Genomic DNA, 20,590 nt, shown 5'->3' with positions numbered 1-20,590 from the left:
CAATAAAAGTCACATCATTTATTATAAAAATATTAGTAAGAAAGCCGGGTTAGTGAGTGTGTCCGTGAGCAGGAGCTTCCGAGGAAAGCGAAGCCAGTTTCACCTGGTAAGCATTCTCAGTTACCACATGCTCTCCACCATCCAGCCCGGAGGTGATCTCCACCCATCCGCGATGTTCAATACCTGTCGTAACCCGTTGCTTTCTGAAGGATTCCCCGGAGACATGCACATACACATTATAGTTCCCTTCTTCTTCAATTAATGCCGACTGCGGGATCGTCAACACATTCTCTTTGGTATCGGTATTAATATGCACCGTAGAAAATATCCCCAATGGAAGTCCATTTTGGGTATTATCAAGCTCATAAATCAAGGACAATGTCCGACTCTGTGGATCGACGCTGTTGGTCCGGCTGATTAAACGTCCGCCCAACTCACTAACTTTATATAGACGGTCATCGCCCTGCACCCGAAAAGCTGCCTGGCCGGCATTAGCAATACGGCTTTGCTGGGATGCAGGAACATTCGCCTTGAGCCACACCTTGGAGGCATCCGCCATACGGTACAGCGGCTGACCGGACTTGACCTGCATACCGGGCGTAATATATGATTCAACGATTGTGCCATTAATAGGAGCTTTCAATTCAAAACGATACAATTGCGAGGAATCCCCGTAGCCATCAATGTTTGCAGTATCAATTTGAATAACCTCACTGATCGTTTGGTATCGCGTCAACGCCTGACGATACGCAATACGGGCTTTCTGGAGCTCTCTCTGCGGGATTGCTTCCTTTTCATAGAGACGCTTGGAGCGTTCTAAATCAGATTTGGCCAGTTCCAGCTCCGATTGTGCATTGATGAATTGCTGGGCATAATTGTCGCCTTCCCCTGATTGAATGGCCGGATTCAACACCGCCAGTGAGGCGCCTTTTTGCAGTTGCTCGCCTACGACTGGCAAGTTCCCATTTTGGCTGGAAAGGATAATGCCAGAAAAAGGAGCAGAAACAACCGCCTGACTATTTTGTGCGGCCATGATTTCGCCGGTGGCATCTACCGTTTGAGTAAGTGTTCTTCGTTGTACTTCCTGCGTACCAAACGGAATATCCCACTGCTGTTCTTTTAAAAATGTAATCAGGTTGGGATCTTCCTCGGCGTGGGTTTGAGGAATCTCATCAACCGAATTATAGACCGGAATATCAGTAACTTGAATTGTATCGTTAACCATCCCGTAAATTTCGATGGTTAGATCATAACGACCGGCCTGCTGGAACGTAATATCAGGACCGTAAATACCAGCCGTCTGCACCTCCGTTTCCCTTCTCGATATCTCAGTGCCGTTCTCCGAGCGGAACGTAAAGTACACCTCAGAGTTGGCAATAGGGCTGAAATCAGAAAGTCGGGTCAGATGAACTGCAAAAGTGGCTTCCCGGCCGACGATGATTTCCGGATACTCCATAAAGAGTTCGGTTTCGTTGGTCCATTGGGTCACCGCTCCACTGCCCTCACGCTGAGAACTGCTACTTTGCGAAGTGGTTTCCTGACCGTGTTGATGCTGGTCTTCACCATCTTCGTGTGTATGTTCTTGTTGGGTTTGCTCGGCCGGCTGCTGATGGCTATGGTCGGCTCCCTCGCCATGGCTGTGGCTTTCATCGCCGGAACTGCACCCGACAATCAAAAGCCCGGTGGTTATTAATAAGAGTATGATTAAGCGTTTCATTGGTCTTCGATATTTGAAGTTAGATTTATGCTTTTCACCGGCCCATGGTGTGATGTCAACAATATTTTTGGTTATCATACTAAATTATCAGCTTTGGAGCCCACCCCGCCTCGTTACTCTCGGCACCGATACTACACGCAAGGTTTCGTAAAGCAAGCCCTACGGGGGGCTTATGGTGCCCATATCCGTATCTTGTGTTATTTTGCCAGAAACATGCATTTCATTAGTGTTCATGATCGCCATCTTCACCATGGCTATGTCCGTCTTTTCCCATTTCGGAGTAGGCACTCCAGCTGTCGAATGCCTCACCGGCTGCATCCAATTCAATGGACTGGCTTTCTCCAGGATCAAGATCAACTGGGGTGGTGGGGCCAAGTTCCGTTCCGTTTGACAATTCAACTCCAACTGATACCGGTGGCAACGCATCTTGAGTGCTATTTTCTAACGTGCCACTAAAAGAGCTGGATTCACTGCTATAAGACAAGGTCAGGCGGACGCCCTTTCGGACTTCATCGTAGGTTTCATCGAGTCGCAACATCATGTCGGACTCTTCTCCTTCATGCGTATGTGCCTTTTCACCGGAGTGGGAATGGTCCTCTTCATTCTCAGAGTGTTCAGGTTCTTCCTCAGCTTCATGCTGGTGATCTGTATTCACCCCATCTTGGGCATGCTGTTCGGTTTCGTGGCTATGGTCACTCCCTTCGCCATGGCTGTGTTCTGAATCATCCGAGCCACATCCAGTTATAGTTAATCCTGCTGCGATTGATAGAATAAGAAGTAAGCGTTTCATGGTAATTAGTTATTTTGGGCGTTAAAAATTCGTCCTGCAGATTGCAAGTTCAGTTTAAAAAGTGCTTGGTTGTAATCGCTAATAGTTTTATAGATCATCGTCTGCCCGTCTACGTAAGCCTGGGTGGCATCGAGCAGCTCAACAAGGGAGTACCGCCCCTCTTGGTAAGCAGCACGTGCCGCTTCCAGCATAGATATTTGAACCCTGTTTTCTTGCATGGATTGCCATTGGTCCATAACAAGCTGAACACGACTGTAGGCCGTTTCCACTTGATTGCGTACCTCTTGTCGTTTAAGTGTTAGCTCAGTTTCTCGGGAGTGGCTTTGGGCTTTTGCCACTATCACATTTCCGCGATTCTGACTAAAGATTGGTACCTTGATAGAGCCACCGATAACAAATCCTTCTGCTCCATCTGATTGTTCTTTATACCCGATATTTACATTCAGATCGGGCAGACGATCCCGCTTTTCTACTTTATGCCGTAGCTTTGAAGCATCCGATCGTTGCTTCAAGGCTTTCAAGTCTTTACGATTTTCGAAAGCGTACTGAATAAGAGTTTCCTCTTGCAGAGCAATAGGAGTTACCGTTAGGCTATCTGAGGGTTGAATTTCAGTTTCCGAATCCCCATTGGCAAAAATATAGCTGGCTAACCGGTTCTCAGTTTGTTGCAGATTCAGCTTAACCTCGTCGCGCTGTTTTCTGTATCGGCTAAGTTCTACATTAAATCGCTGTACCTGCAATCCAGAAAATGTACCCTCCTCTTGTCGCGTCATCGCTGATTCCCGCGCCTTCTGAATAATTTCCAGCGCATGGTTATAGACGTCCAGTTTCTCCGACAGCTGCCAGTATGCGACGTATAGCGATTTTACCTGCGTCACCAATTGCAACCGGTCATATTCAAACTCAAGATCGGCTGCTTCCCGTGATTTGGAAGCACTCCGGTTGCGCAGAAAGGGCTGCCCCAACAGCTCAATAGGCTGAGACAACATGTAGGTTGTTTCCTGGTAATCGATGGTTCCGGCATTGAGCTGTTCCCGGTTAATACTGACTTCCGGATTGGGATACGATTTGTACTGTACCACTTCTCCCTGCTTGCGCAGCTGCTTATATCTTGCCAACTCTTGCTGGAGGCTATTCTGCTTAAAAAGCTCTACGGTTTCATCAAGTGAGATAGAAGTTGATTGTGCATGAACCAGTGCTGGAAATAGTATTAGCACAAAAGTCCAATGAAGATATTTGGACATGATAATCAAATAGTAATTTGAGTATACAGTTAGTAAAGAAATTCCTAATAAAGGTAAATCAGGCTATAGGAGGGCCACGGAGGGAAAAAGAGAAGAGATGATATTGATTGGCTACCGGCCTCGGTGGCGGTAAGTCGAAGAGTGTAGGAGTAGCACCTATATTATTTTCAATAGTATGGATAACAGGCGCTACGAAAATATACGTTGCAGCCTGTACATCTATTTCAATAGGTGTTGAAGTAGTTAGTGTACCAATAATATCTGAGGTACTTACTTCATGTTGATGCCCATCGGTCCCACCACTTCCTTCAGAATCTTCTTCTGTGCTTTCATGTGCGTGAACATGAGCATGGACATCAACATGATCCTCAAAATGCAGGGAAATTGAATGAATATGAAGCCCCTGCCCAAAAACAATACAGAAAAGGCTTCCCACCACAATTAGGTAGGCCAAAAATCCACTGCCATTATGTATACTATTATTAAACACGTAAAATGATACTTATATGGTTTGTTTATACCAAAACTTATATGAAGATCGATATTATAATATATATAATGAAGTTATTACTTGACTCTCGACCATGGTACAGGCCTTATATTACAGGTGAATTGGACTCTTAATTTAAACCAACAGTTGTTATGCCCCTACAAAAAGGAGAAGTTTATCAGTGTCCCGATAAAAGTTGCGGATGCGAAATCACCGTAACCAAAGGTGCACCCAGCAATTGCTCGGGAACGCAAAACCCGACCTGTTGCTGCGGTAAAACTATGGTGAAGAAAAAATAAGGCTAATGAGCATCCAGGGGTTCTACCCTGAATGCTCACAATATTTAACCATTCGATTTGTGACAAATAGGTGACATATATGATTAAAAATATGGATGAAAAATATGACGGAATCACCACCTATAAAATAGGAGAAGTAGCTAAACGTGCGGATGTAAACAAAGAGACCGTCCGCTACTACGAGGAAAGAGAGCTTATTCCCACACCTGATCGAAGGCGGTCGGGCTACCGTATCTTCACCCAGCGGCATATCGATCAAATCAAATTCATCAAGCGGGCACAAGAGCTTGGTTTTACCCTCAGTGAAATCAAAGAATTATTAGAACTACGCCTAGATAAGGAAACTTCCTGTTCAGAAATCAAGGAAGAGGCCCGGCAAAAATATCAGGACGTTACCCAAAAAATTAAGGACCTCAGTCAAATACAAGACACCCTTGTTGATCTCATTGATTCCTGTTCAGAAGGACGCCCTATTGCTGATTGTCCAATACTGAAAGCGCTGGAAGGAGAAAATAAAACCGGCCGAGAACTACGACAATGAGTAACACTAACCACCAAGTAATCCTTCAGTCAACAATCACCTGCCCGAAATGTGATCATCAATCCACAGAAGAAATGCCAGCGGACTCCTGCCAATATTTTTGGGAATGCCCAAATTGCGGAGAGGTATTAAAACCGAAACAAAGGGATTGCTGCGTTTTTTGTTCGTATGGAAGTAGTCCCTGCCCGCCGGTTCAAAAAGAAAATCACTAACAATCAGTCGGAAGCAAGCTATCACAAAATGAAAAAACTAACCAACTATAGCTGATTAGTCCTTCTTTTCTTTAAGCTCTACGCGAGTCCTTAAAATACGAAAAAAAACGGAACGGATAACTCTGTTTACCGAAAACCCAAAAAGCAGAAAAAGAACAGAGATAAATGCTCCAATGAGTCCAGAACAGCTCTGGTAATCAATAATTATAGCTATTTATACAAATACAATATCTTGAAGTTAGTATTTGTTCATCTAATTATTAGGACTGGCCTACGTGCATGAAAAAACTCTATTCACGTCAGATCCGAAGGACAAGGAACACTTATAATATGGTAAACAGTAAGAGAGGATTAAAAAAGAAGTGCAGCAAGTCCGCTCCTTTCCACTTTTCTTTCTCGGGGAAATTTACGAAGAAGCCTCAGAACGACTCGAATTAGCCGTGCGTTTGCGATATGCCAAATAAATCTGTCCACCAATAAGCGGGATGATGCTGCCCACAGCCACGAACATCCACATTGTCGCATTAGGTGCAGTCACCTTAAGTACGCCAGCCAGCGGAGTCCAATAAACAGCCAAAAGTAATAGTCCCACATCAAGCCCAAGCGCCGCCCAAACCCACCGATTTTGCGTAATCTCGTTTCGGAAGAAACCAGACTCTGGACGCCGCATGTTAAAGACATGCAAGAGGCGCGCAATCGACAGGGATAGAAAGGTGGTCGTCACGACCTCTTCGGGGCCCATCGAGGTGCCGTAGATCGACCAGAAAAACACGCCCAGAATAGTAGCGCCAATGAGCGCGCCGTAGCCCCCGATTTCGCCCCAATGAAAACGTGTAATAATCGGCTCGTCGGCACCGCGCGGGGGTTGACGCATCACCACCGGATTACCTGGCCCAATGCCGAGCGCAAGTGCCGGAAACACGTCGTTCAGCAGATTTAGATACAGAATCTGGAGCGGAAGCAGCGGAAGCACCTCCACGCCGCCCACCTGAATGCTAAGGAATGAGGCAATAGCGACCGCCAGAATTTCCCCGACGTTGCCGCTCAGAAGATAGATGACAAACTTCCGGATGTTATCGAAGATGACGCGTCCCTGTTTAATAGCGGTAACAATAGTAGAAAAAGCATCATCGGTCAGAACCATATGCGAGGCTTCACGGGCTACCTGTGTTCCGCGCTGCCCCATAGCTATTCCGATATCTGCTTTTTTAAGGGCTGGTGCATCATTCACTCCATCGCCCGTCATACCTACAACATGTCCATTTTTTTGATACAGCTCAATAAGATCAAGTTTTTGTTTGGGACTGATACGGGCAAAAATATTCGCTCCCATAATTTGCTGAGTATTCTTTCGGGAGGCTTCCAGTTTTTTCGGGGAAGGCAGATCCTGTCCGTGAATAAGCTCAGTATGTTCTTCTGTAACTAAGCCAACTGATTTTGCAATAAATTCTGCCGTCTGCGGCTGATCTCCCGTCACCATCACTACCCGGATACCTGCCTCTTTACATGCTTCAATAGCAGATCTTACATCTTTACGCGGTGGATCCAACAATCCTACCATTCCGACAAACACCAAGTTTTCATAGGGATTGCCTTCGGTCGTATCGGTATAGCGATATGCCAAGGCTATAACCCGCAATCCATCTGCAGCAAGTTCCTCATTAATCGTTTCCCACTTGGATCTTTCTTCTTCGGATAACGAAAGTTGTTCTCCATTTCGCAAATATGATTTGCAATGATCCAAGACCGTGTCCGGAGCCCCTTTTACCGAGATACGATACCGGTCCTGTTCAACCTCATTCCAGGTTGCCATCATTTTCACCTCTGGGTCAAAAGCCTCTTCCCGAGCTTCCGGATATTGCTCCAGAAGCTCTTTTTGCTCTATCCCGGCCAAATGACCTGCTTCCAAAAGCGCTACTTCCAGAGGATCTCCGCTACTTTCATCCTGATCATCAGAATAGGTAGCGTTATTACAAAATACCCCCGTTTCCAATGCCAGTTTGGCGTCCTTGTCTTCGCCATTTTTCTCAAAAAATCCGGATTCCGCATCAAGCTCCCGTTCTGATAAAAGCAAACGGGTGACACTCATTTTATTTTCGGTAAGTGTACCGGTCTTATCTGAAAAAATAGTTTCAGTGGCACCCAGCGTTTCAACCGAGGAGAGTCGGTTGATTAGAGCATTTTTCCGAGCCATAATACGCATGCCTTTAGCCAGTGCTATAGTCGCTACAATGGGAAGCCCCTCGGGAATGGCAGCCACAGCAAGGGCGATACCGGTTTGAATCATCAGAAAAGTCTCTTTACCCGACAAAATTCCACTTATAGAAATAAGGACGGTTATAACTAATGTTAATACAAGCAACCGATAACCAAGTTTATCAAGGCGTTCTTCGAGGGGGGTTTGTTCCTCTTCTGCGTCTTCAACCAGCGAAGAGATATGCCCTAATTCCGTTTCCTGTCCGGTTGACACAACAACTCCTTCGCCTGACCCCCGGGTTATAGAAGTCCCCTTATAAAGCATCGATGTTCGATCACCTAATACCGTATCTTTTTCTACAGGTTCCGCCTCTTTACCCACCGGCATGCTTTCACCGGTAAGAGGAGACTCATCCGCCTGCAGTTTCGAGGCCTCAATTATGCGAATATCGGCCGTAATTACATCGCCCCCTTCAAAAAGAATGATGTCACCGGGAACCAGATTACGGGCATCAATTTTTATAATCTCCCCGTTTCTGCGTACCCTCGTCTCCACCCTTCCGAGCTTATAGAGTGCTTCCATAGACCGAACGGCACGCAGTTCAGTAAAAAATCCTATAGCCGTATTGATGACAATAACCACGGTAATGGCCCAACCTTCCAATATTTCATTATAGAGAAAGGAAACGGCCGCAGCTACGGCCAACAATAGGATGATTAGGCTTTTAAACTGATCAACCAGTATCTGCCATATACTCTTTCTCTCATGTTTTCTTAACTGATTGGCGCCAAATTTTTCAAGCCGTTTTTTTACTTCAGCCCGAGTAAGGCCTTTCTCTCGTCTGCTTTGCAAATCATTTAAAACATCCTCAAAATCAGCAGCCCATGCCTTTTCAGGAGAAGTAATTGGAGTCCGTCTATTCATTATTTCTTTGGGATATTAATTCATCAGACTATCAAACTGACTTGAAGTATTCGGGTTCTCTTTTATAAAGATTGTAATTATAAAAACTTGCTGTCTTTTTACTTTTCCTGGTCATTGCAATATGCTTTACAAGCTCATTGGCAATCTGCTCAGCGGGATAATAGTTGTCTATCTCACCTTCTCTTATCACAGATAATGGTAGATCATCAACCATCGCACTTCCCGGATCTTGTACCAAGATCACTCCACCCTTGTCCTGTATAACCTTGGCACCGGCCAAACCATCAGATCCATTTCCGCTCAAAATCACCCCCATTACTCTTGAACCATGTATTCTTGCGGCCGATCTAAAAAGCACATCAATAGAAGGACGAGATTCATTTTCTCTGGGACCACGGTGAACTTTCAAAAAAGATCTATTTCCATTCTGTTGGATTTCACAATGGTGACCGCCAGGAGCAAGCCAAACTGTTCCGGGCATTAGCTCAGCACCATCAACAGCTTCACAAACAGAAAGCTTTGAATTTTTCCTCAATTTTTGAGCCAAAGCATGAGTATAAAATTTGGGAAAATGTTGAACGGCAACAATTGGAACAGGAAAATCAGAAGGAAGATCTTTTAAAATAGTATTCAGTGCTTTCGGTCCTCCCATATCACCTCCTATCACTACCAATTTAACCGATCCTTCACGAATATTGCGTCTCTGTTTTTTCTCCTCAGCATCTTTTTGCTTTCGGGTTGTCTTTTCTACGAGCCATCTGTCAACGGTATTTCTGCTAATCGTTTGAGCAGCACCTTTAATTATTAGTGGAAGCCGTTTTTCAAGATGACACCCGGAAAGTAAAAGAGCATTATTATTTTTGGGGGTCGTAAGAACATTAACTGCTCCGTTACGCAAAGCATATAAAGCCGACCGTGCCCCGTTCTCTGAACGAGAGCTTATCACCACAATTGGAAGCTTGGGAAATCGTACCCGCAGAGTATTAAAAATTGAATACCCATCTGATTTCGAACTCTCAATATCAAATAAAATCACATCAGGGTTCTCATTTTGGACCATCTTCTCACATTTACTTTTATCTCCACAAACCTTGACGATTACATTGGTCTCCTTATTCAGAATACCTACAATAGCCCGGCGAACTAAAATATGCTCATCTACAACCAATACGTTAATTTCTTCCATAACTAACTCCTTTTTATATCGCTGCCTTTTCTTCCTCAAAGCTACGATACTACAATCATCCTAATTATAACTTTCAATAATAATACTACTTTAAATTCCTGCTTTTTGTACGGTTCTTAAGGTGAAGGATGTGGGATTTTCTACTACAGCTGAATAGAGTAAATCAAAGAATGATATCATCCTTGATTCAAACCCAAATTTTACTCTCAGATTAAGTCAAACCAGTTAACGAATTAACTGTAATTTAATGCTATGTTCTTGTCCATCGCTTTTCAATCTTATCTTCGCTTTGCCATTTGGAAAACTTACTGGCTCTCCATCGACTGTACCTTCAAGTCCTCCGGATTGCAACTCATCAGGATTACTAATTTCCATATGGTAAACGGTTTTCCCATCATTCATCCTCCACTCAATATTATAGGAATCCCACTCTGATGAAATCACCGGCTGAATAATCAACGTATGCTCTTTAATTCGAATACCCAATATCGACTCCAGGGCTACCCGGTACATCCAGCCGGCCGATCCCGTGTACCAAGTCCATCCGCCCCGGCCGGTAAGCGGAGGTTCACCATAAACATCGGCCGCAACCACATAAGGCTCTACCTTATATTTCGCTACCTGCTCTGGATTTAATGCATGGTTTACCGGGTTTATCATATGCAGGCATTCAACGGCCTTATTCCCAAATCCGCTTTCAGCAAATGCTTTTATTGCCCAAACAGCAGCGTGTGTATATTGCCCACCGTTTTCGCGAACACCAGGTATATATCCCTTTATATATCCCGGATTTTGATCGGTTTGATCAAACGGTGGAGTTAACAATCGAATTAAACGATCCTCTTTCGAAACCAGATGCTTTTCCAAAGCGGCAAGCGCCTGATGCCTCTTCTTTTTGGGAGCCACTCCCGAAATGACCGACCACGATTGGGAAATGGCATCTATACGACCCTCATCATTTTGAGCAGAACCCAGCGGCGAACCATCATCATAAAAAGCCCGAATGTACCACTCACCGTCCCATCCCTCTTTATTGAGATGTTTTGCAAGCCTTTGAGCCTCCTCTTCGTATCGTTCAGCCCGTTCTTTATCCCCTCTCTTTTTGCTGTATTTCGCAAACTTTTGCAGGATGATATGGAGAAAAAATCCCAGCCATACGCTCTCTCCCTTTCCTTGAGCTCCCACCCGGTTCATACCGTCGTTCCAGTCACCAGTGCCAATCAGCGGCAGACCGTGTTCCCCGGTTTCCATTGTTACGTCAATCGCCCTTATACAATGTTCATACAGAGAACCCTTCTTATTCGATTCCTGTGGCTGCAGATATACCTCATGCTCATGTTCTTCCAGCTTGCGGGCTTCAAGGTACGGAACCCTCTCCTCCAAAATATCCTTATCTCCTGTCGACTCTATATAAAAGTCCACAACATACGGCAGCCAAAGTCTGTCATCGGTTATTTTTGAACGGACGCCTCTGCCTGTCGGCGGATGCCACCAATGTTGCACATCACCCTCCGGGAACTGCCGTGAGGCATGCAGCAGAATTTGCCCCCGGGTCATTTGCGGATCCACATACAAAGCAGCCATTGCATCCTGAAGCTGATCACGGAATCCAAACGCACCACCGGCCTGATAAAAACCAGTCCGCGATAACATCCGGCAAGCAATATTCTGATACATCAGCCAGCCGTTCATTATCCTATTAAGGGAAGAGTCCGGAGTTTCTACTTGGATGCGAGTCAATCGCTCTCTCCAAAATTCAGTTATTTCATGGAACGCCTCTTCAACCTGTTCATGCTTTTGATATTCTTGAACCAGCTTTTCTGCTTTATTTCTATTAGCGGTTTCTCCCATCAGTATACTGCACTCAATTTCTTCTCCTGGTTCTAATACCAGTACGATTTGAAAAGCAGCACAGGGATCACCACCTGTATTAACCTCTTCGTCAAGTTTTTCCCGATCTGCCACGGCTTCTGGCTTTTCCAGTGAGCAATTTCGACCGATAAAGAACTGCCGGTCGGTGGTAAACGATACTTCCGCCCCTTTTTTAGATACTCCCGCGCAAGAGGCAAAAGCAATTCGATCCGAAAACTCATTATTATAATAGTTCCGGGTATAAATGGCATCGCTGTTTTCATCTGCCTCCTGAATTATAAAAGGAGCAGAATCTTCGCGATTGATTCCCAACACCCATTCATGGTAGCTAAACACCGATATCCGCCGTTTTCTATTACTCCTATTTCTTATTTTCAACCTGGATATTTTAACCGGATCATCCTTCGGGACAAATTGGACTAGCTCTGATTTTAAGCTGTAGGATGTGTGTTCATATCTGGTATATCCAAATCCATGAGAAATCTCATAACTGTTTTGTCCAGGTACCGGCCCCGGTGTGGGTGACCAATATCTTTTATTTTCTTCATCTCGTATATAAAATGCTTCCGCAGACGGATCGAGCACCGGATCATTTGACCAAGACGTCAGTTTGTTTTCCCGGCTATTTTGGCTCCAGGTATAACCTGCCCCACTTTCGGTAGCTAAAAATCCAAATGAACTATTGGCAATAATATTAACCCAGGGAGCAGGAGGAAGCCGGGCCGTCTCATTCTCGGAATCGATCCTAATAATGATGCGATACTCACTACCATCATCTGAAAAACCACCATAACCATTAAAAAATTGGAGAGCTTCTTCATCCGCAATATTCTTTTTGGTTACCTCTTCCCCTATTTCAGCCTGTTTATAAGTCTTGGTTTTACCCCCTTTCTCAAACGAACTGACTTCTTCATCACTATTATTAAAAACATTGATTTCAGGAAGGGTTCCCCTCAAAACTATTGAAGCTACTGTTAGTACAAGAGTTAAATCCTCATCAGAGAGGCGATCAGAACGTAATACAAATACATCACCCTCTCCGTGCCCCTGGTGACTGCTGTGGGAAGCTTCAACCGCTTGTTGAATTCCTTCCTGTAGCTCGTCGGCATAGCTGGGCGGGTGATCATTAATAATAACCAGATCGGTCTGCAATCCCCGATGCTTCCAAAAAAGATGTCCTTTTAACAATTTTTTTAGTGACTTTAGTTGATCAGACTGCCTGATCCGGAAAACAATAATCGGATTATCACCCGAAATTCCATAAGACCACAGGCCGGACTGCTGGCGTCGGTTGCGCAAAAGTACTTCCGATTCTGCCCTAAAACGAGAATCGTTGTATAACATATACCCTGCCAGCTTTTGGAAATACTGGTACCGGTCGCCACTAATTCCTATATGCTCCAATTCAACGGTGTTATAAATGGAAGACAGCTCGAAAGCCCGTTCAACGGCATGTGGATTGTCAAACCTATCAGCCAAATCTTCAGCTTCTTCCCGGGAATCAGCCCAGCCGGTACCAAACGTAATCTCTATCTTTTCTCCTGGTTTCAGTGTAACCATCCGACGCAGGCTTAATATTGGGTCCAACACATTTCCTATTGATCCACTTAGTTTATAATTAGAATCCATCGCCTGCGGATTCATTAACGATCGCCCCCGACCAATAAAATTTGAGCGTTCCGTTTCAAACTGTAACGGTTCGGTCAGGTTTTCCAGATCGTGACTGGCCACCATATGTACCATCCATTTTGCATCTTCATCAGCGCTGCGGGGTCTGCGCCAGGCAAGTATACCGTGATGTTCGGGCAAGTAATCAGTCTGTACAAATAGTTTCGAAAAAGCCGGATGGGATTTATGATCTTCGGGCCCATTAAGAACAATTTCGGCATAACTGGTAAGCTCGAGGCTCCGTTCTTGTTCTGCATAGTTCGTGAGCGTAATTTTTCTAAGCTCTATAGGATTTTCAGGTGAGACACATATCTCGGTAGTCGTTTCAATCCATTCGTCTACCCTTGAAGTCTGTATTTTACCATTGTGAAACCAAGTATCGTATCGATCCGGTTTTCGTTTAACAGGCTGATGAAAGGCCGACCAGAACTCTCCTGTTTCGCGATCTTTAATATAAATAAACTGGCCCAGCGGATCTTCCGTAGGATCGGATTTCCAGCCGGTTAGCCGAGTATTTTCATAACGAGAACTCCCAGTACCGGCATGACTTACAAAAGAATGAAAACTTCCATTTGAGAGCAGATGAACCCGTGGAGGGGTGTTATCGAGATCTTTTATTCCTGCGTGGTCAACAGTATATGTTATGCTGTGCTGCTCACCCGGCTCCATCTCTACATCTATCGGATACGGTTCTTTGACGGGAATACCCCGGGGAATGCGTTCCTGCAGCAACAGTTCACAGGCTTTTATCTTGGGATCGGAATGAAAATAGTGCTGTACAGACCAATCATTTAATACATTTAAAAGGGCAAGAAGACTCATGCCATTATGATGCGCCATGTATGTTTTTACTACCTTATATGGCTCTGATTCAGCAAGATGATCTGGCGTAAAATCAACTGCATCATAGAATCCCTTTAGTCCCAAAGCTCCAATCTGTTTTAATTCGTCCAGATTATTTAACGATGCCTTGGGATCTGTCATTAATGATAAAACGGAGGCATACGGAGCTACAACAAACTCCTCAGCCAGCCCTCGTTTCAATCCCAAGCCGGGAACTCCAAAAGCTCGATACTGATAATTCAAATCCATATTAAGGCTGTTGTAAGCACTTTCAGAAAACCCCCAGGGACGGTCAAACTTTTCAGCGTACTCTCGTTGCAGGTCTACAATATGACCGTATGTATGATTTAACAGGGTGTTCGGATATGATCTTGTAAATAAGTGAGGCATCAGGTATTCAAACGTGGTTCCTCCCCAAGAGAGTAAAAACTCATGCCCGTTACGACTGGTTAAACGCCGCCCCAACCGAAACCAATGCTCTGAAGACACATCACCCTTGGCGATGGCTATTATTGATGCAATACGGGCTTCGCTGGCCAGCAAGTCATACGTACCCTCATCAAGCTCTGCTTTTTCCACATTATATCCGATACTGAACAACCCTCTTTTTTTGTTATACAGAAAGCTAAAATCCATATCAGAAACCAGCCGCTCACTGATTTTACTAATAGAACGGATTTGGTCTTCCCATCTTTTCAAAAGTTTATATCCACCGGTATTCTTTACCGACTGCTGAACATTGTTCAAGCGCTGTTTCGGAGAAACTTGCAGGGCATCGTCGAGAGGCGAATTCTTAAACTGTTTTAATTCATCTCTATAACTTTTAATTTGCCGAAATGGGCTTTCCAACCAATAAAGTAGGTCGTCCACGCGCTCATCACCCAATGAGCTCCGAAGCTGCATAATATTTCTTCCGCATAGATTACGGGCAAATACTTTCAGCTCATCTAATAAATTGAGACTTCCGGAAATAGTTGTGGGTGGGTCCCCATTTAACTTGTCTGAGATTCTATCCAGGCAGGTTCCTACTTCTGTACAAAGCTGATCAGAATTATCTGCTTCTGCATTAACTTCGTCCATTATAGATCTCAGAGTTTCAATAGTATCTCTTAATCCATCCCAAAAAGCACTGTTGGGATTATCTTTTTCCATGAGTTGGTTAACTGCCTGTTTTATAACTATTAGACCGGCAGCAAGATTACCCGAGTCAACCGTCGATACATATTTGGGACTTAATACCTCTCCCAGCCGTATTTCGTACCAGTTATAAAAATGTCCTTTATATCGATCCAGTTGAACCAGTGAGGTCAACGTTTTTTCCAATCGCGTCAAAAACTCGCTAATAGTAATATAGCCCATTTCATAGGCCGCCAGTGTTGATACCAGTGTCAATCCAATATTCGTCGGAGACGTACGAGCAACAGGTGGAAGCGATGGATCCTCTTGGTCATTATCAGGGGGGAGCCAAGAGTATTCTTCATTAACCAATCGCTCAAAATAAAACCAGGTGCGCCGGACATATGTTCTAAGGGTTATTTCATCGTCTTCCGAAAGTTCACTTTTCTTCTTTCTATCAACAGCACTGAAATACCAGGCAAAATATGGCGAACTCATCCACAGCAAAGAAAACGGAATGACAATCAAGAGATCTGTCGGATTAATCAGTATTGCTGTCAATAAAACACCCGCTCCCAACACAACCGACACCCACATTGAACGAAAATAAGAACTGAGATTATTTGAACTCATTTTCTCAGCCTGAGATGCTGATGTCCATTCCAATAACTGTTTATTTGACACATGCAATCGCCAAAGTGTGCGCCCAATAGCATCCAGGTGTAGCATAGCTTGATGGGGTAAAACAGCCAGCGTTGATACAGCCTGGATAGTATTAATTTTTAGATTAGACCGTACCTTTTCGAAATATAATTTCCATTGAATACGCGTTGGGCGATTCATTATATCAGTCGAAAAACTCACATAAATCGGAAAAGCAAGAATGCCAAAGGCTGCAAGCGTCCAGATTAATGCCGAACCCGGCAGCCAGAACCATCCGGCAACAAAAATAAAAGATAAAAACAAGGGGTTGAGCGACCGGCGAAGATTATCAAAAATTTTCCATCGCGACAAAAGATTAATAGGATTCTCTTTATTTTCCTCAGGACCAGGTGCTTTCCCAAATATCCAGCTTGCAATCTGCCAGTCGCCACGTGTCCACCGATGATTTCTTTTGCAGTAACTGGCATAATTCGTGGGATATTCATCAAACAGTTCGATATCCGTACTCAGCGCTGCACGCACATAATTACTTTCAATCAAATCGTGAGAAAGTATCCTATTCTCCGGGAATCGATCATTAAGCACTGTATGAAAAGCACGAACATCATAAATTCCCTTGCCTGTATAAATTCCCTCTCCAAACAGATCCTGATAAATATCAGATACAGCAGTCGTATAAGGGTCAATACCAACATTACCGGAAAATATTCGCGCGAAAGTTGACTTATTTGCAGCATCTGGGGCAATAGATATCCGGGGTTGAATAATACCGTATCCCTTAGTGATACGATCCTTTTCCTCGTTGTACCACGCCCGATTCAGGGGATGTGATGCAACGCGCACCAAGTCGATAACACTCTCAGGTGGAGTACGTGTATCAGCGTCCAGCGTCAGGACAAATCGGACCGGAGTCTCCTTGATTGAATCCACAAAATCTCCAAAAATATATGTGAATGACGGATCTTCAGACGAATTGCAAAACAGTTTGTTTAACTGTTCCAGTTTCCCCCGTTTACGCTCCCAGCCCATCCACTTTTCTTCCGAAGGATTCCATTTCCTACGGCGGTGCAATACAAAAAACTTATCTCCATAACGGGAAGAATATTTTTTATTCAATACATCAACCATATTTTTGGCCTTTTCAAGTATGGCCTTATCTCCGGGCATTTTCTCTTGGTCAGCGTCGGCAAAATCGGATAATAGTACAAATTGCAATCCGGGATCAGGATTTGCCAGCGATGTAATCTCTAACTTTTCCAGCTGACGTTCCACATCCTCCGGTGAGCTCACAAGGGTTGGCACCACCACCATCGTGCGGTCACGGTCCGGTATATTCTCCTCGATTTCCATCTTGGGCAATATTCGTGGCGGAAGCCAAAACACAAAGAAGCGGTTGATTGCTGAAATTGATAGTTCAAGTGCGGGAAAAAATCCTACCAGCAAGACGCTTATAGATACAAATATTGAAGAACTGATGGCGTCGGTAGCTACCCACAGAATAGCCAGTAGCAGAAGGGTAAATGCGGTAATAAAACTAATATAGTAGCCGGCCGTTTCTTCCAGCTTGCCCCGAATTCGCTCACTCAAAGGCATGTTATATTCGATACGCTGTGTCAACTCATCATAACCTTCCCCGAGCAGGTAATAGCCAACATGCTTTTTCAACACCGAGTAATCCTGAAAAATATCATTGGTATTTTGGGTAGAGCTATCCGCATGACGCTCGGTAAGTAAAAGGACTTCTTCTGCGACTTCTTTTTCTGAATATTCTGAGCGGCGGGCCAGTCGTTCTATTGTACTGCGGTACTGATCTTTGGTTCCTGAATCTATTTCCGTAAAACTTCCCATTGGGTCCAACCGGAGAATCTGATCAACAATAGAGCACTCTTCAACAAAATCCTGCCATTCGGTTTCAGAGACTTCCCGCATCGATACAACAGCATTTCTAATACTAACCTGTAATTTTGACTGCCGCTGTGCTTCATCTCTGAGTGCCTCATCAAGGGTCGTCCCAAATGATTGCAGTTGGTACTTAAACCACTTTTTCTCTTCTTCTGATATAAGACCGGCCCCTTGCAGCTGGTGGGCAAGCTCTACATATAGCAACCGTTCATCATAAGAATCAGTACGGGTATCCATCCAGTCAATAACCCGGCGCAACACCCATCCCGGCTCATCAGAATCTTCCTCTAATAACGAGGTGATAAACTCCTGAATATCTGTTCGGATATCACGCCGTTTAAGAACACGATTCGCTTTTATTGCTAATTGGCGTATTAACACAAATCGTACCATAATAGGTATTGCCCAAAGCTCTCCTACTTTCAGTGGCAATTCTTCTTGATAGCTCTGGGTATACCTTGTGATATTTTCGATATCAACTTTACCGTCAGTATGGACCACCAGGTTCTGTACCAGACCATAAACCCGGGGCATACCTTTGTTAGAACCGGAACTTAAATGAGGGATATTGCGCTGAAAACCGATAGGGAAATCATTTTCAACTTGTACAATCTGTTCCTGGATGATGTAAAAATTGTCAATCAACCATTCAGCCGCAGGGGTAATATCCTTATTTTGTTTAACGGACGTAGCCAAAGTCCTGTATGCCTCAGTAAGTTCTTCTTTTGCTTCATTAAGCTGGGGTCTTACTGGTAAAATATCTTTATCCTGATGGGTAAAAGTATGTCTGCGCGCCAGTTCTTTTGCATCCTTATTCAGTAAATCCGGGTGGAACTTTAAAGAGGTTTGGTTAGCCATAATTGAAACCTATTATCGCGTTTCAATGATATCTTTGGTACCGTCACGTTGAACTACCTCTAAACTCAGCAGCCAACCATTATCGGCTTCATCCACATATATTTTTTCGGGATGGCGTATTAATCGTTTTAATTTATCCAGCTCAATCTCCAACAGATCATTCTTATCATCAAAAGTAATACCCCTTAACGGCATCCAATGCGATTCCAGTTGTGCTCCGGCAGAATCATCCAGTACTGTAATCTCGACGTATTCCGGTTCTTCGTCTTTTAAGTATTTTTTAGAAAATGCGTCGAAATAATTCTGCCATTCTTCTTTTTCAATTTCTCTGATGGGCATAATGATAGCCTTTTATTAAATATTAGCTCCAATAATGCTATATATTGTCATAAGATGTATAGGGCGGTTTCCTGCTCTTGATGAAGGTAAATTCCCTACATGTTGAAGGCTGTTCAACAATTAATGATATTCAAAGTTCCCGCTACTCACGAGAATAAATTGTGAGTCTCCCCTTCGGAGTCGAACAACGCAATGATGCCACAAATAATGAGCGCTTCGCACTATTACTATTGATTTAGATCATATGGGAATCTTTTTGTACTCCCTCCCACAAACCCAAACAAAGCAATAAGCAAAGCAGTGCACGAGCTGGATTTTTTTCTTCTTTAAAAACAACTACAGGTATCAGGGATTTACTTACATCATAACCCGAATCTCTTCCACAAAATGATACTCAATAATTACTATTATTTAATAATTGCTTGATATCATTTTATCACATACAAAACCATCAAAAAGAAAAGATGATGAAAAAATTATTAGCTATAATTTTAGTCACATTATTATCTCATAGTTTAGTGATAGCCCAAGGGAGTGTGTACAAGAGCGGAGAACTTATACGTGTTTCCGAAACGGATTCTATTCAAACCCAACTAATGGCCGCCGGACAAACTCTTGAAATTTATGGATGGCTGGGAAACGACCTCTTTTCCGCAGCAGAACTCTTAAATATTGACGGGATCATATCAGACGATGCCATACTGGCTGGCCGCCGTATAACGGTGCGTGGTACAATTGGTGATTTACTGATGGGGGTAGGTGAAACAATTGTCATCGACGGTGTAATAAACGGAGATATTTTTGTTGCAGGGCGCGAAATTCGAATAACGGATAATGCCCGAATTAAGGGAAATGCCCATATTGCTGCCGCCTCATTTCTATTTCATGGCGGAACAATACACGGAAAATTAATGGCATCCGCGGATAATATGGACTTAAATGGTGCCGTTACTAACAAAACACAGCTTTTTGGCCACAATTTTACATTTGGATCGGATTACCGGGCCGAATATGGCACTGACATCACTAGTGACGAACAAGTGTACAGAGAAAACCTGGGACACATTCCCAATAACTTAAGTATCACAATTAATGAGCCCAGTTTTTGGCCCATTATTCTCTTCAAAGTCGGATTGTATCTTTCATTTTTGATAACTGGGTTAGTGCTCATACGACTTTTTCAACAAACCTCTTCCGACCTATACCGCTTTTCTACTGAGGGATTTTTTAAAAATACCGGTATAGGACTACTCACATTTATTGTAATGCCCTTGGCCATTTTACTACTCTCAGTCTTAGTACTTACTATACCACTTTCGATTATTCTTACTGTATTCTATGGTATGGCCTTGTTTGTCAGTTATCTACTGGTAGCCATGATCTTGGGAGTCATGAGCATCAGCTATTTTCAAGATGAAACAACCACTTCCACTTATTACTGGGGATTTGCTCTCGGGATGATTGTTGTTGCTATACTTGTCAATCTTCCCTTCATCGGTTGGTTCATCCATGCCCTACTCTTGTTCTTTGGTCTGGGAAGCCTGGCATACTATATCTGGATGAGAAGGAACCTCTTCATTCAGCAAAAATCTCCCAATAGAAATCCCGAATAATTAACCGGCTGTTTGAACACCTTACCCTTTTTACGTTATACAATTAATCATCCGCTTTCTGTTTAGTAAAACACACAGTAATATCAATGAAAACATACTTCTCTCCTATTCTCCGG

12 protein-coding genes are annotated in these 20,590 nt (G+C 43.7%); 4 read left to right on the top strand and 8 right to left on the bottom strand.

What is annotated here, in order from left to right:
* Nucleotides 1–49: 49 nt before the first annotated feature.
* From ACQ4LT_RS03845 to ACQ4LT_RS03830, 4 genes are all read right to left on the bottom strand, one after another.
* Complete coding sequence (locus ACQ4LT_RS03845; RefSeq protein ID WP_445664698.1) at nt 50–1,717, bottom strand: efflux RND transporter periplasmic adaptor subunit; 1,668 nt, start codon at nt 1,715–1,717, stop codon at nt 50–52.
* Nucleotides 1,718–1,940: 223 nt separating this feature from the next.
* Nucleotides 1,941–2,507 (bottom strand): hypothetical protein, encoded by a 567-nt coding sequence (locus ACQ4LT_RS03840; RefSeq protein ID WP_445664697.1) that lies wholly within the window; start codon nt 2,505–2,507, stop codon nt 1,941–1,943.
* Nucleotides 2,508–2,512: 5 nt separating this feature from the next.
* Nucleotides 2,513–3,751, bottom strand: coding sequence for a TolC family protein (locus ACQ4LT_RS03835; protein WP_445664696.1), 1,239 nt, complete (start codon nt 3,749–3,751; stop codon nt 2,513–2,515).
* Nucleotides 3,752–3,809: 58 nt separating this feature from the next.
* A complete protein-coding gene (locus ACQ4LT_RS03830) occupies nt 3,810–4,241 on the bottom strand; it encodes a hypothetical protein (protein ID WP_445664695.1) in 432 nt (143 codons plus the stop codon).
* Between the two features lie 152 nt (nt 4,242–4,393).
* On the opposite strand from ACQ4LT_RS03830, the gene ACQ4LT_RS03825 reads away from it, so the two are divergent.
* The 3 genes from ACQ4LT_RS03825 to ACQ4LT_RS03815 all read left to right on the top strand — a co-directional run bounded on the left by ACQ4LT_RS03825 (nt 4,394) and on the right by ACQ4LT_RS03815 (nt 5,293).
* Complete coding sequence (locus ACQ4LT_RS03825; protein ID WP_445664694.1) at nt 4,394–4,540, top strand: hypothetical protein; 147 nt, start codon at nt 4,394–4,396, stop codon at nt 4,538–4,540.
* A 79-nt stretch (nt 4,541–4,619) separates the two neighbouring features.
* Nucleotides 4,620–5,081, top strand: coding sequence for a MerR family transcriptional regulator (locus ACQ4LT_RS03820; protein WP_445664693.1), 462 nt, complete (start codon nt 4,620–4,622; stop codon nt 5,079–5,081).
* The gene (locus tag ACQ4LT_RS03815) at nt 5,078–5,293 is read left to right on the top strand and encodes a GDCCVxC domain-containing (seleno)protein (protein WP_445664692.1); all 216 of its coding nucleotides are present in this window, start codon (nt 5,078–5,080) and stop codon (nt 5,291–5,293) included. The genes ACQ4LT_RS03820 and ACQ4LT_RS03815 overlap by 4 nt, the downstream gene beginning before the upstream one ends.
* A 406-nt stretch (nt 5,294–5,699) precedes the next feature.
* On the opposite strand, the gene ACQ4LT_RS03810 is transcribed toward ACQ4LT_RS03815, so the two are convergent.
* From ACQ4LT_RS03810 to ACQ4LT_RS03795, 4 genes are all read right to left on the bottom strand, one after another.
* Nucleotides 5,700–8,414: a cation-translocating P-type ATPase gene (locus tag ACQ4LT_RS03810; RefSeq protein WP_445664691.1), complete on the bottom strand. Its 2,715-nt coding sequence runs from the start codon at nt 8,412–8,414 to the stop codon at nt 5,700–5,702.
* Between the two features lie 31 nt (nt 8,415–8,445).
* Complete coding sequence (locus ACQ4LT_RS03805; protein ID WP_445664690.1) at nt 8,446–9,600, bottom strand: chemotaxis protein CheB; 1,155 nt, start codon at nt 9,598–9,600, stop codon at nt 8,446–8,448.
* Between the two features lie 225 nt (nt 9,601–9,825).
* Nucleotides 9,826–18,522: a GH36-type glycosyl hydrolase domain-containing protein gene (locus ACQ4LT_RS03800; RefSeq protein WP_445664689.1), complete on the bottom strand. Its 8,697-nt coding sequence runs from the start codon at nt 18,520–18,522 to the stop codon at nt 9,826–9,828.
* A gap of 12 nt (nt 18,523–18,534) precedes the next feature.
* Nucleotides 18,535–18,861 carry a DUF5335 family protein gene (locus tag ACQ4LT_RS03795; protein WP_445664688.1) on the bottom strand — a complete coding sequence of 109 codons (327 nt, stop codon included), beginning with the start codon at nt 18,859–18,861 and terminating at the stop codon, nt 18,535–18,537.
* Nucleotides 18,862–19,325: 464 nt separating this feature from the next.
* Here ACQ4LT_RS03795 and ACQ4LT_RS03790 point away from each other — a divergent pair, with 464 nt between their 5' ends.
* Complete coding sequence (locus ACQ4LT_RS03790; protein ID WP_445664687.1) at nt 19,326–20,474, top strand: hypothetical protein; 1,149 nt, start codon at nt 19,326–19,328, stop codon at nt 20,472–20,474.
* Nucleotides 20,475–20,590: the final 116 nt, after the last annotated feature.

The sequence above is a fragment of the Fodinibius sp. AD559 genome (assembly GCF_052712805.1).
The sequence above is the reverse complement of the archived record's forward strand: the minus strand, read 5'-3'. Positions and strand labels throughout refer to the sequence as shown.

Bases quoted from the DNA above. Each gene is read 5' to 3' on its own strand.
- ACQ4LT_RS03845 (WP_445664698.1), bottom strand. From the start codon at position 1,717: ATGAAACGCTTAATCATACTCTTATTAATAACCACCGGGCTTTTGATT.
- ACQ4LT_RS03840 (WP_445664697.1), bottom strand. From the start codon at position 2,507: ATGAAACGCTTACTTCTTATTCTATCAATCGCAGCAGGATTAACTATA.
- ACQ4LT_RS03835 (WP_445664696.1), bottom strand. From the start codon at position 3,751: ATGTCCAAATATCTTCATTGGACTTTTGTGCTAATACTATTTCCAGCA.
- ACQ4LT_RS03825 (WP_445664694.1), top strand. From the start codon at position 4,394: ATGCCCCTACAAAAAGGAGAAGTTTATCAGTGTCCCGATAAAAGTTGC.
- ACQ4LT_RS03820 (WP_445664693.1), top strand. From the start codon at position 4,620: ATGATTAAAAATATGGATGAAAAATATGACGGAATCACCACCTATAAA.
- ACQ4LT_RS03815 (WP_445664692.1), top strand. From the start codon at position 5,078: ATGAGTAACACTAACCACCAAGTAATCCTTCAGTCAACAATCACCTGC.
- ACQ4LT_RS03810 (WP_445664691.1), bottom strand. From the start codon at position 8,414: ATGAATAGACGGACTCCAATTACTTCTCCTGAAAAGGCATGGGCTGCT.
- ACQ4LT_RS03805 (WP_445664690.1), bottom strand. From the start codon at position 9,600: ATGGAAGAAATTAACGTATTGGTTGTAGATGAGCATATTTTAGTTCGC.
- ACQ4LT_RS03800 (WP_445664689.1), bottom strand. From the start codon at position 18,522: ATGGCTAACCAAACCTCTTTAAAGTTCCACCCGGATTTACTGAATAAG.
- ACQ4LT_RS03795 (WP_445664688.1), bottom strand. From the start codon at position 18,861: ATGCCCATCAGAGAAATTGAAAAAGAAGAATGGCAGAATTATTTCGAC.
- ACQ4LT_RS03790 (WP_445664687.1), top strand. From the start codon at position 19,326: ATGATGAAAAAATTATTAGCTATAATTTTAGTCACATTATTATCTCAT.